This is a genomic window from Okeania sp. SIO3B5 (assembly GCF_010692555.1).
Taxonomy (GTDB): Bacteria; Cyanobacteriota; Cyanobacteriia; order Cyanobacteriales; family Microcoleaceae; genus Okeania.
On the sequence record NZ_JAAHHG010000024.1, the window covers coordinates 1 to 12,729 of the forward strand.

Sequence of the window (12,729 nt, forward strand, 5' to 3'; positions counted from 1 at the left end):
AGAAGTTGGCCACCTTGTAGGCCACAGATATATAGTTGTAAAGAGGTTAGGTATGCACCCTTCCATTCCTTACGGGCTATACGTTTAAAGCCGTTGGACTTAAACTTTTTAGCTCAACGAATCGCACATCCTGTAGTTTGTGTTTGTACCTCCTGTTCTGGCTGTGTTATGTTATCGGCAGCCTCCGCAATTCCTGCCATTAATCCCACAGCAATATCACTACCCAATCCCGGTCCAGCATCCGAGCCTTTGATTTTTTTAGCAATCAATACGTTACCTTTTTTGCCTCGAATTACCAAAGGAGTTGTGGGAGCATCATTATATCCGGAATTTGTTGTAGGAATAGTTTCCTGGCGTCCGTCGGGATGCACTACAGCCACCACCGATTGAAAAACTTGTCCTGCATCAGAGATAAATGACACCGACACAATTAGCTGACTGCCCTTTTTCAGAGCATGAGTACCATCCGATGCCACAAGAGGTTCAGTTAATTCCACCAAAAACAATCCATCTGTACCATCGATTTCCTGATTCCAGTGCAGAGGTACAACCACCCTACCTTCTGCAGTTGTACCAATAGTAACCTCAATATCCTTGTAGCCTGTAAACTCCGAACTCTGATTAATAATGCCTTGCATTCCTGGTGTCAAGCCTTCCTTGATTGATGCTCCCACAACAACCGAGGCAATAAGATTATTTGTCGGTGCAATTGCGGGGGTTGGTTTTGCTTGTGTTTGAGGAGTTTCAGATTCAGAAACTACTTCTTTCTCCTCAAACTCCTTTCGCTGAACCTGACCAAGTGCTGCTAGTTCTGTCCAGGCGCTCAGATCGTCAAACTTTTCGGGTTCTGGGGCCGGAGTAAGAACCGGAGTAGGTTTGGGCACAGGAGCAGGAGTAGGAGCTGCTCTAGGAGCAGGAGTAGGTTTTGGCACAGGAACAGGAGTAGGAGCTGCTCTAGGAGCAGGAGTAGGTTTTGGCACAGGAACAGGAGTAGGAGCTGCTCTAGGAGCAGGAGCAGTTCTAGGCACAGGAGCAGGTCTAGGAGCTGCTCTAGGAGTAGACTTTGGAGTAGGGGCAGGCTTTGGAGTAGGGGTAGACTTTGGAGTAGGGGTAGGCTTTGGAGTAGGTTTTTGAGAAGGAGTCTCCTCAGTTTTTTCAGCCTTTTTAGCAGTCCTAGACCTTTTAGGTTTCTCTTGGTTTTCCTGTAAAGGTGACTGAAGATTCCTCACAGCCACAGCAGCTCTTTCTTTATATAATTCATCTTGCAGTCGCTTAATTTCTTCAGCACTAGCATCAGTCTCTCCTGCTTCATTCGTGGAAGTTTTGGCTATTTGTTTGTTCCCCGTGGAATTGAATAGCATCACAACAAGGGAAATAGCAACTACCACAACAGCAAACAGCCCACCCACAAATACTGTTTTTGCTAGAGGATTCTTGGTAACGTCCGCTCGTGGTTCTCCCCGTATGGGATGATGTAAATCCTCTGGACTCAATAAAGTGTCAGCATCAGATTCTAATTCTGATACCGAGCTTTTTGAAGTGTCCGCGCTTCCTGTGGTATCTGCAAGCTCTTCTATCGACAGACTATCCTCTTCTGTCCCTGAGATAACTTGAGTCGCATTTTCTTCTTGAATTACACTCACGTCCACTTCTCCTTTTAATCAATCTTCTTTAAAAACTATCTTCAACAACACTCGTGACCATAACTTTATTTCTAAGCAACAACCGCAGACTCTCTCGAAAAGGGCTAGTTTGATCGGCTGGCAATAATACTGAAAACTGTTCTGGTATAGCCTTTAGACTGATACGCCTACTGATAATAACCTGCCCTTGTTCACCTTGATTATTGGTCTCAAAGCGTGCAGCAAGAACTCTTACTTCCCACCTACCCGGGGCAATTTCCACAGGCTCAGAAACCTCATAAATAACAACCGAAGACTCTAGAAATCCATCAAGGACTGCCTTTGGGATTATCTGACTTCCCATTAACTTCAGGAATTCGGTGCGAAATCGAGGTTCCATTAAAAAGCTTCCCATGTATACTTTTGAAGGAACTTTCACACCCACAACTGATACACCCGCATCCTCCTCACCATTCGGCAATTTATTATCCCACTCAAACATGAGCTGGATAAATGATTCAGCCGTAGATTTAAGAACTCCTGGCTCCCGATGTAGTGGATCTACCTGTACAATGTCGTGTGCAGTACCATCACTCATCTGCACATAAGTCCTGTCCATCGTAGCTAAGGAGCGATTATTCAAAGCTAAAATCAAAGCTCCCATAGTACCAAAACACAGGCTGCCTGCGAGCATTAATAATGCTATCAGAAATTTAGGGGTATCTTTTTCTGGAATAAGTATGTTGGCCATGATACTAATTAACAATTAATAATTAATAATTAATAATTAATAATTAATAATCACCTATCCTAAATAATTAACAATTAATAATTATCGCTTGCCGGAGCATTAACAATTAAGCAATTTACCAAATTAATTACACATTTTGTCTGACTAAATTCCTTATATTGTATGCCTAACATCAAATTAGAGTGGGTAAACAATTTTTTCAGCAAATCAACAATTAACAATTAATAATTACCTCTACTTTTTAGGGAGAGGATTGAGGATAAAAGAAAACAATTTCTTTTTTTTTTCAAGGGGGAGGCAGAGTAAGCTAAATTATTTAATTATTAATTATTAATTATTCATTATTAATTATTAATTATGTCTTGAATGCCTGACGGATTCTGCGAGCAAACGCCTTCCCCCTTTTTGATTTAGCTGCTGCTTTTAGCATCGAAACGCCCACCCCCGTTGCAAAACTCCCCACCCCGGAAACAACAGCAGCAGCTTGCTTACTAATAGCCTGGAATAATGCTACACCACCCATCTGCCCTAGATAGACTGCTAGTACAGGACTAGCAACAGCAATGAAAGCAGCAAAAGCAATATCTCGGAAGCTAGTCCCACCCATATCTTGCCCCGCTGCAACTTGAGCTTTTTTGACAACGATAGCCGTTAAACCCACAATAATGTTGTAACTAAGCATGGTGGCAAACATACCCACCATTGCAGAAGCCCAGGCGAAGACAGTTTTGCCTGCCACTGGAAGGATACTAATACCCAAAGCAGGTGGAAATAACAGTGCTGTCATTAATAGTGCAGCTTCCATACAATTAATAAATGCCCACTGAATGGCATACAAAAACATCATCAGGAGGGTAATCAGAGCAGAGCGCAAACCATTTGTCAAGGGATTTCCACCACTCACAGTAGGGGAAGGTACATCAACCCCCGCTTCGTTCGCTGCCTCTTCCCTAGCTGGATCTTCCATACACTGTTGTTGCTCTGCGGGTGGTAGATTCATACAATCCGCGTATATCTCTTGCTCGATCGCCTGTTCGGCATTCTCCTGTCGTATTTCATTTAGGGCAGTTTGAGCATCCAGTGAAGAAGAGCCAATCTGTTGAGTAAGGACAAACTGAACATTGTAAGAACCAATACCGTAAAAGGTTTGCACCACCCCCGCTGCTAAAGAACCATTACCACCTAACAGAAAAACTACTATGAGTGGCATAATCAGCAAATCCGCTAAAGCACTCCAACTTTGTTTCTCAAGCAAAGGCTGAATCTTTTCAATAGCTAAGTACAGTAGTGAGATTCCTGCCAACAATAATCCCAAATCATTCAAGGCTTGCCAGAGAGGACTACTGGAGGAAATAGCTTCACCCCATAGTTCACCCCAAGCTTGAGTGGTGCTTTGGTTCAGTTCCGAACCCAAGTTAATTAGATCGCTTCCGGTTAAATCAGCCATTTTTCACTTACTCGGGTTCCTTGAAAGTGGAAAATTGAGAGCCGTTGGCCAAAGCTCGAATATTGGCAGATTTTTCAACTCGATTTCCAGCATTGCCACCCTGCAAAGTTGTCGAAATATCACTGAGGATTTGATTTCGATAAGCATTATCAATTCGGTTTTGCTGAGTTTCAGTAAATATTGCAGCTTGTTGGGCGGATAAGATGGATAGCTGATTAGATTGAGCTGCCTCTGCTTGTAACTTCAGCCCCATTGCATCTAATTGAAGTCTCTCCAAGTCTTGAGTAACATCCGTACTTTCTCCTTCTGATACCAAAATTTGGCCTTGCTCGGCTAGTTTTTGTGTAGCCGCAGCCATAAGAGCAGAAGTTTGAGTAGTTTGATCTCCAAATTCTATTTTTTCTTTGATTTTTTCCTGAGCGTCCTCTCCCAAAGCTGACGAGGACGCCACAGCTTTTGCTAGTTTTCCCGTCAACTCGACACTTGCTTCATTAAGGAGTAGCAAATTATCCTCGACGCTAGATCCTAATTGCATTCCAAAAGTAAAATCTTCAGTCCCTGCGTTTTTTAATTCCTCCAATAATTTATTAGGATCGGGAATATTCATGTCTCCATAAATACCAGAAATCTCTAAATCCGGAAGATTTAATTCGTTCAAAGCATCATCCAAAAAATCATTAGGATCGATCGCCAGTAATTCGGATATAGGGCCAATTAAATCATTAATCTGATCTTCTATTTTTCCTTGTGCATCACTCAGAATATCTTCAGGATTCGATCCCAAGATATCTTCAAAGCTGAAAGATGCAGCAAATGTTGGTTTGGAAATAGCTATAGTAGCAAATATAGCCCCGCTAACTAATAGTTTGAATATCCGTAGAGTTTTCATCCTTTTCTCCTTTTATTCAAAAAATACTAATTTCCAATTTCTTTAATAGAAATACCTCCTCTTAATACCTTGATATAAGCAGCAGCAAAATCTCTGGTTCCTTTAACAACACCCACCTGATTTTTAGGATATTTATCGATAAATCTTTGCCGAGCAGCTTTTTCATCCTCAGAATTAGCCACCGCAGCTAAAATCATCGCCCCGGGATAATACCTCAAAGGACTCCAATAGCGATCGCCTACTTTTAACAACCACTTAGTAAAATATTCCGACGCATCAGGATAAAATGCTTCAGTCGCGTTTACTCTGATAATATCGGGGTCATACTCACAGTATTTGACATAAGCGGAAGCAGCAGCAGCCGTAGTTTTTCCTACCATCTCAATAGAAGTATTTTGAAAAATTTTACTTGCAGCAGAGCAAGCAGCAATGGCATTAATATCCTGCAATATCAGCAACCCGGAAATTCCGTCTTTACGACCAGTAGCCCAAATTGTCCCTACCATTTCGGCAAACCCCGGCTTACTCAGCAATACACTCAGCTCATCTCCTACAAACAAACTTCTCGGATGGGACAATCCGTTGGTAACACAAGCCATAGCTGCCAACAATGACATAATTTGAGCATTACTGTCATTATTTAAACCTGACAAAGCAAAGATTTTTACCATAGGGTCTGGCGGAATTGTGCTAGGGCGACCAATAGCTTGACCAATCTCTGGATCGTCCAGCTTTGCTGAAATTTGGTTGACAATTTGATTAATTGCCAGTCTGTCGATTTCCTCAAAAGACTTCAATCCCAATTTTTCCTTAGAACAGAAATTAAGCAAATCGTGCAGGGTTGGGATGTTTTGCCAGGCATTAGAATGAAAACCTTGCTCAAAAGCAAAGTTGTAGCGATCGATAATTTGAGGATTGGTGGTAAAAACCTGAATCATCTTTACTACTAAAGCGTTAACTCTTTCTTGCAACTTCGGGTCGTGGATAGACCCCATAGCAATGCCGACTAATGCTTGTTGAAGAAACTGTTTCCAACGATTGAGCCGTTCGGCCACCGTTTTCTTATCCATCCCTCTCAAATCTGGTGGCTCGACAAGGTTGTAGCTTTGATTAGCCATATTGAAAAAAGCAGCCTTGTCCCCCAACATCCGACAAGCAGTTGCAAAGGTAGAATCGCCACCAGTAGAAATATCCATCCCCACTACTGGAATACCTTGAGCAAGGGCATCAACAATAAAGCGAAAACCCAAAACCGACTTACCTCCTCCAGAAGTGGCAGTAATAATAGCCCGCTCTGTCTTCCGAAACAAATCTACATAGATAGGTTGTCCGCCTTTGTCCGTAATAAACTCCACACCACAACCACCTTTGTGAAAAGGTCGATAGCAGGTTAGAGGTAACAAACCAGCCACAGTATCTGTATCCAAGATAATCCGTCTGTTTGAAAATAAACTGGTTTGACACAACAGCTTTAATCTATTAATAGGCAAAGTTTCTACCCACAGCCTCCATGCAATATTAGTTTCTCGAATTACACTTGCTGTGCCAAAACTCCTGCACATCAAAGCACAAGCCTTATCCAATTGAGCTTCTGTATCTCGGTAAATCACATACAACGGAGCGCACATCATAGGTGTAGCACCCGTTACCAGTTTTCTTTGAGCTTCAAAACTTTCCTCCTCTCGGACTACCGAACCTACGTCCAAACCACCACCCTGCTCAACAGTATGCTGATTGCTAGCCTCAGCTTGTTTTGCTATTTTTTCCAAATTATATCGCATCGCTGCCTTTGATCCAGGCTCCATTTCTAGCCAAACTTCGGTGTCGTAAACAAAAGAAGCTGCCAAGCAATCAAACTGCCACCGGAGTTGTGAACGACGATCGCGCCATCCAGTGGGAGCTTCTTCCATTGTTAATACCGCCCCGATAGTATGATTTAAGTAGATATACTCCCGACTGCCATTATGTTGTGGGCAAGATGTTTTTCCGTCAAATCCAGACAGCGCCACTGACAACGTGTCTTTTTGAGTATTCGTTATAATTTGACGCTGAAGACCTTGGCCCATTTCTGAGACTTTAATGATTTGGGGGATTTCAGGAGCAACAGTACATCTTCCATTGAACCTATACCATAGCCAATGCCATAAATCATCATCGGCTGGATTTTCAAGAGAAAGTCCGACTTTTGTCTCTAGGAGTAACCGCCAAGGCAGATACCCATTTTCATAAATATCTTTAGCTAGCTGGCAGTACAGATTTTCTTCCCATTCCCCTTGAGTTCCCATGAAAGTTCGGGTTGTTTTGCCAATTTTCATCGCCACCGAGCGCAGGATTTTATCTGTAAACCCATCTTTCTCGCGATAATTTTTATTGCCAGTCCAAGTACAGAATACCCAAATTTCCCAAAACTTCCGATTACCTATTTCATCTAATTCATCAATCCTAATTTTCTCATTATTTACTAAAACCGATATAGGTAACATTTCATTTTGTAATGCCTTTTCCGCAAGTCGTTCGAGTTCTTTTTTTCGAGGAGCTTTATTTCGGAAGCACCCCATGTGAAATGTGATTTTTTCATCAGAGGGAAATTCTTTGAAAGCTTCAGCGATCGCTTCCGAATATTCGACTATTTCCTCAGTATGAAGCTGTGGATGAAATCCCTGAAGCCTAAATGGAATCACTGCTGACCATTTATCTCCGTCCTCATTCAGCAGCCAGCAGCCGAAACTTTGTCCACCTATGGAAACCCGAAGCGGAACATGAAGATTACTTTCAAGTTGAAAAGGGCGATAAGTTGTAGTTTTTTTTCCATCTACAGAAGCAACCGCTACTTTTTCCTTCATCATCATTTTACATTTTTGCTCAAATTGCTTTTCTTCCGCAGATACCCACATGGTTGGTAAATTTACCCAATCTTTTGAAGGGATAATCCACAAATCGGTATATTTATAGCTCTTCTTGCCAGTCAGGAACCACCAGGAGGCAATCAGCCAGACCGAACTTGCCCCCCATACAGCCAATCCCAGATCCAGCAAGACTTCACAAACGAAGAAACTCGCACCAATTAAGACCCCCCAAGGAACTAACTGATCTGCGGGGACTGGACCTATGGATGCCTCTTGTTGGTAAATTTTAGAGACTTTGACAAAATCTGACTGATTCTCCATATTCAGAAACTCCATAGCTATTTTTTTCAAGAGAAAGTAAGAAATTTCTTGCTTTCTCTGTCTGACAAGAAAAGTCTTGAATAATAAAGCTAGGCACTACCCAGTATGAGCTGTGTCATTACCTCAATCGCCAACACGAAGCCAACACCTATAGCCATCATGTTGCCGATGGGTTTCCAGTCCCCACCCTGCATAGCTTGTGATACCAAAAATATACCCCCTACCAATATCCCCAAAATCACGATCACCCGCAACACAGTAAAAATCAGGGTAACTGTTGCAGGATCGACTGTCGAACCCGAGCCTGTAAGAATCTCATTCACCTTGGCCTCTATTGCATCGAATAATAGAGCATGAGCGGGCATCCCTATGCTGGAAAAAATCATGCAACAAATCAAGACAAGTGCTGCTACATGATGGGCTTTAAACCTTACACCGATTAACTTGCCTAGTGGCGGGAAGTAATCAATCATCATTTTTACACTATGCGCAATTAAGCACACGAATAAATACACTGTCATCATTCCTGGGTTCTGAATACCAACAAAGACAAATCCAGCAATAACAAACGCAAGCAACCATAAATCTCCTTTTTCGATTTGCATTCCCAATGCTTTACTTAGTTTTGATTCAAAAGTTTCTGGGCGACGACGGTAGCTTATAGGATAGTCACCGCTATTTTGTTGTAGGTGCATACATTTACTCCGTTTTCAAAGTTAATTTCACAAGCTGTCAGAGGCTTGACTAACGCTCCATTTGTGGTTTGTTTCCCCGATATTGAGGCTCCTGTATCAGCAAATCATCTACATCTGAAGTAGGAATTTCACACTGAGAGCATCGCACGGAACTATCAGCTTCAATGGAGGCACTAAAAATTTTACGGGGATTACCCCATTCATCGGTTTGCTTTAAATCAAATCCTTCTAATTGATACGATTTGTCTGGCTGCTTTGAAATTTCAAAGACACGATCAAATTCTCCATTAGTATCCGTCCAATGGATAGAGCCTACCTCCGTATTGAACTGTTCTGGGGCATGGCGTTGGAAGTAATCAATTAAATCCTTACTGTCAACATTTTGGGTATACTCTGACTCTGTTTGAGGTAACTGAAGAATGCGATTTTGTTCTTCCGACGATAGAGAATTATCGGAAATCTGCCAACCATCATCGGTTTGTTCAGCCCGAAACCGCACCTGTTTATAAGTGATGGTTCGTTCTTTTTCCTCTGAAGAAAATTGATATCCTTCAGCATCAACTGCCTGATTATCAAGCAATCGTGCCACATTTGCTTTATGTGCCTCAGATAACTCGCTATCGGCCTGCCAGTCCTGTAAATTTTCATCCCAACTTGCTACAGTAACGTTTTGAGTAATACTAATAGTATTCTCATCAGAGTTGAAGTGGAGGACACCTAAGTTAGTTTCAATAGGCTCATCCTGATTCAAGTCATGTGCAGTGGCCCGTACACGCACAAACTGGCTTAATGACTCTGCTACAGCTTGAGGACTTTCCTGAATGTTGGTTGGGACATCGGAGCTTGGGGTTTCAGTGTCAACTTTTACTTGAGCTAACCGTTCATCAAAATGACGTAAGGCTTCCTCGTCATGGAGCCAATCATCATCACCCTCAGATTGAGATATTTCTACTGAAGGCCGAGAATTCTCCTCCAATTGCGTTTCTGTCTCTTGCTCTTGCTCCTGCTCCGAGCCCCAAACTTCTCTGCCAATTTCAACGACTTCTGCCAGGTGCGCCGTCACATCAAGAAACATCCCCGCATAGAACCTGCCATCTATATAGTCACTTTGCTCAAGATGATTAGCCTGTTGCTTCATCCAGACGATTAAATTTCCAGGAGCTACCTCTACATCTATATCTTCTAAACTAAACTGTTCCTCATTTTGAGACGTTTCATCCTGTTCGGAGTTCAATTCAGGTGAATAATCTTTGCCTAAAGAGGGTTCATCGACAGTAAATACATCCTTCATTGACGAAATAGGTGTACTTACTGACTCACTCCTTGGCTCCCAATCTTCAGATTCATCCACCTGTTTAGCCTCCAAACGTTTCAATATAGAGGGTTTCGTGTATTTGCGACCTAGTTGATATCCGGCAAAAGGGATACCTTCATATCGCATCCACCACCCCTGTGATGTAGTATGTACCTCTACTCCTAAAGATTCCATCGCAGCAGTCAAATCTTCAAAAGAGCTTCCCGGTTCTAGGCTTTCATCAATAATATTCTGAAGCTTTTGCCGGATACTGCGCTTAGTTGGCTTGATAGTATTTGACTGCTCTTCAAGTTCTCCAATATCTGGAACAGCTTGCAAGCCATACTTGCGCTCCACAGTCCGCAAGATTTTTGGAATCTTATAATAATCCCAGCTAGTATTAGCACACTTGCCACAATCATCCACCAAATTAATCAATAGATGAGCATGAGTGCGAGTTTTTTCAGAGTCTGGATACTTTACATCGTTATGCAAACCCACCAACACCTGGTTCTTATCAAGATTTAGATCGTCAATAACTTGGCTACAAATTGCTGCCCATTCACCCCGGCTCAAATTATCTCCGGCTGAGGGAGACAAAGACAAGTGATATGCCGGACGTTTGACTCTGCCATTACGACTCGCCACCCATTGCATCGCCGCAGCTTTTTCTGCTACCGTCTTGCCTTCAAACACATTCTCAAGAAGTGCTTCGGCTCCCGGCTTGCCAAATATATAGCTGGCGACACTATGAAAATTAGTGTTTCGTGTGACTTTACCAATCATGATGCTCATCCAACAAGCATTGAATATCTTGAACAACCTTAAGAGTTTGGGGGGAAAACTCTTCAGTAGAGATTAAATCTCGTACCAGATGAAGTAGAGTTTGCAATTCTACTTGCTGTTTCCTAAATTTCACCCTTTGCTCAATGAAATCTGTGAGGCAATTAGGAGTGAACAACTTTTCTCGAGCTACCGAGCTAAGACTCTGTTCACTCCTTTCTGCCAATGCCTGTAGGGCATTGTATTCGGAGAACGTCAACCGAACCCTCAAATGACGATTTCTTTTCATTAGTTAGATTAAATTTCTCCTGAATCATGGAGAGACCTCACACAGTCTTTGAGCTTGTGTTTAACTTAATCGCTGATTTTAGAAATTGCAACCCCTAGAACAGGTCTAAAAAAAACTTGCAAGCAATGGCAAAAGTATTACACGTTCTTAAGTACATCCTGATCACGGCGATTTGAACACAGATTGACCCCGGATTGACCCCCAATAACCGCGATTTGAACACGGATTGACCCCGGATTTTTACGCCTGTTTTTTTGTTTCTTCAGATTTTATTTTCAATACCGATTTACTCACGGCGATTTGAACACGGATTGACCCCGGATTGACCCCCAATAACCGCGATTAAAACACGGATTGACCCCGGATTTTTACGCCTGTTTTTTTGTTAATTTTCATAAACATATTAATATTATTTAACAATGCATTTATTTTTTCGATAGCATTTGCTATCGAAAAAACTGGTTACTTATGCGTCAAATAGCGTTGAACATTAAAAAAAAGTAAACACTATTTCGCTAATCTTTTTTTTGAGGTATCAAGAAATAAAATAAAGACATAAAATCAACAAATAATTAAAAGAGGCAATAGTGGTAAAAGGAATCACGGGGACAAGTGCAACGATCTGTATCGATCTCGGTAGCAGCTTAACGAAAGTTGTTTGGAGTTTGGATTGCTCCGAAGAAAATAATTTTCTTACTATGGAACCGGAGATCATGCAATGCAACGACCAACATTTAGATATATATCGTTCTAGACGCATCAATCTATACAACGCAACTAAGGATGATGCCTGGGTCAAACTTGAAGACAACGAATATAGTTTTGCTATTGGCTTCTTAGCTTCTGGTTTGCTGGCAGAAGCAAATCTAAAGGCCCTCAAATATGAATCGGCTTTGTACAAAATTATGGCTGTATTAGGGGTTATTGCCGAGCAAGTGAAGCCTCAAATGAAGTCTCTAGTGCCCATTAATCTAACTACTCTGTTGCCACGGTCTGAATGGAACGATCAGTCTAAATTAAAAGAACAAATCCAGAATGCAGCTAAATCATTCTGGTTTAGAGGACAGCGGATGAGATTGCGCATTCGGGACTGTAGGTGCTTGCCGGAGGGAGCGGGCATTACCTTAAATCGGTATACTAGCTTAACTCAAAGTACAGCAACCATAATCACATTGGTATTTGGGCATCGAAACACAAGTATCCTCATATTCCAAAGAGGTAGGCTGATCGAAGGCGACACAACCAATCTAGGTTTTCACCGCCTAATTGACAGGATTGTCGAGCTAACTTCTGGTCAATCACGGAAACAATTAAATAAGATAGTCTCTCAATTAGGAGACCCCATAGACACCGATAATCCCCTCCTGAGCCAGTTATGTATGTCACAGTTGGCAGAAAATCAGCAAAGAGAAAGAGAGGAAATTATTGAAGCTATACGCACAGCTCAACAATATTATTGGGAGCTAATCAGCCAATGGTTGCTGGCAAAAGCTCCCAGGCAAATAAATGAAGTTGTAATAGCTGGAGGAGCGGGGAAATACTTATACAACCGACTGCAAGAGCGATTTTGCAACGTTCCTACCTATTGGGGGACTGATTGGCAAGAATTAATTGAAAATTCTCCTCAATTTCAGGAACTAGATTTACATGAAGAATGTAGAGGAATTTTAGCTTTCCGATTAGTAGATGCTTATGCTGCCCATTACTACCAGTCTAAGGGCATACAGCACTCACAGGCTCAAGAACCTGTTTCTTCTCTCGTCTAAAATTCTCTAGACAATACATAGTAACC

General features: G+C 42.0%; 10 protein-coding genes. 1 reads left to right on the forward strand and 9 read right to left on the reverse strand.

Annotation, left to right across the window (positions count from 1 at the left end; all coding sequences use genetic code 11):
• Nucleotides 1-113 precede the first annotated feature (113 nt).
• The 9 genes from F6K54_RS05460 to F6K54_RS05500 form a co-directional block, all read right to left on the reverse strand.
• Complete coding sequence (locus F6K54_RS05460; protein ID WP_293075406.1) at nt 114-1,643, reverse strand: hypothetical protein; 1,530 nt, start codon at nt 1,641-1,643, stop codon at nt 114-116.
• A 28-nt stretch (nt 1,644-1,671) separates the two neighbouring features.
• A complete protein-coding gene (locus tag F6K54_RS05465; RefSeq protein ID WP_293075408.1) occupies nt 1,672-2,373 on the reverse strand; it encodes a hypothetical protein in 702 nt (233 codons plus the stop codon).
• Nucleotides 2,374-2,447: 74 nt separating this feature from the next.
• Complete coding sequence (locus F6K54_RS05470) at nt 2,448-2,594, reverse strand: hypothetical protein (RefSeq protein ID WP_293075410.1); 147 nt, start codon at nt 2,592-2,594, stop codon at nt 2,448-2,450.
• Between the two features lie 134 nt (nt 2,595-2,728).
• Entirely contained in the window at nt 2,729-3,820 is a 1,092-nt protein-coding gene (locus F6K54_RS05475; protein ID WP_293075412.1) for a hypothetical protein, read from the reverse strand.
• A gap of 7 nt (nt 3,821-3,827) precedes the next feature.
• Nucleotides 3,828-4,709, reverse strand: coding sequence for a hypothetical protein (locus F6K54_RS05480; RefSeq protein WP_293075414.1), 882 nt, complete (start codon nt 4,707-4,709; stop codon nt 3,828-3,830).
• Nucleotides 4,710-4,735: 26 nt separating this feature from the next.
• The gene (locus F6K54_RS05485) at nt 4,736-7,891 is read right to left on the reverse strand and encodes a hypothetical protein (RefSeq protein ID WP_293075416.1); all 3,156 of its coding nucleotides are present in this window, start codon (nt 7,889-7,891) and stop codon (nt 4,736-4,738) included.
• 74 nt (nt 7,892-7,965) lie between these two features.
• On the reverse strand, nt 7,966-8,571 hold the full coding sequence (locus F6K54_RS05490) for a hypothetical protein (protein WP_293075418.1): 606 nt from the start codon (nt 8,569-8,571) through the stop codon (nt 7,966-7,968).
• A gap of 49 nt (nt 8,572-8,620) precedes the next feature.
• Nucleotides 8,621-10,651: a relaxase/mobilization nuclease domain-containing protein gene (locus tag F6K54_RS05495; RefSeq protein WP_293075420.1), complete on the reverse strand. Its 2,031-nt coding sequence runs from the start codon at nt 10,649-10,651 to the stop codon at nt 8,621-8,623.
• Nucleotides 10,641-10,937: a hypothetical protein gene (locus tag F6K54_RS05500; RefSeq protein ID WP_293075422.1), complete on the reverse strand. Its 297-nt coding sequence runs from the start codon at nt 10,935-10,937 to the stop codon at nt 10,641-10,643. The genes F6K54_RS05495 and F6K54_RS05500 overlap by 11 nt, the downstream gene beginning before the upstream one ends.
• 587 nt (nt 10,938-11,524) lie before the next feature.
• On the opposite strand from F6K54_RS05500, the gene F6K54_RS05505 reads away from it, so the two are divergent.
• Entirely contained in the window at nt 11,525-12,703 is a 1,179-nt protein-coding gene (locus tag F6K54_RS05505) for a ParM/StbA family protein (protein ID WP_293075424.1), read from the forward strand.
• Nucleotides 12,704-12,729: the final 26 nt, after the last annotated feature.

Bases quoted from the DNA above. Each gene is read 5' to 3' on its own strand.
- F6K54_RS05465 (WP_293075408.1), bottom strand. From the start codon at position 2,373: ATGGCCAACATACTTATTCCAGAAAAAGATACCCCTAAATTTCTGATA.
- F6K54_RS05475 (WP_293075412.1), bottom strand. From the start codon at position 3,820: ATGGCTGATTTAACCGGAAGCGATCTAATTAACTTGGGTTCGGAACTG.
- F6K54_RS05480 (WP_293075414.1), bottom strand. From the start codon at position 4,709: ATGAAAACTCTACGGATATTCAAACTATTAGTTAGCGGGGCTATATTT.
- F6K54_RS05485 (WP_293075416.1), bottom strand. From the start codon at position 7,891: ATGGAGTTTCTGAATATGGAGAATCAGTCAGATTTTGTCAAAGTCTCT.
- F6K54_RS05490 (WP_293075418.1), bottom strand. From the start codon at position 8,571: ATGCACCTACAACAAAATAGCGGTGACTATCCTATAAGCTACCGTCGT.
- F6K54_RS05495 (WP_293075420.1), bottom strand. From the start codon at position 10,651: ATGATTGGTAAAGTCACACGAAACACTAATTTTCATAGTGTCGCCAGC.
- F6K54_RS05500 (WP_293075422.1), bottom strand. From the start codon at position 10,937: ATGAAAAGAAATCGTCATTTGAGGGTTCGGTTGACGTTCTCCGAATAC.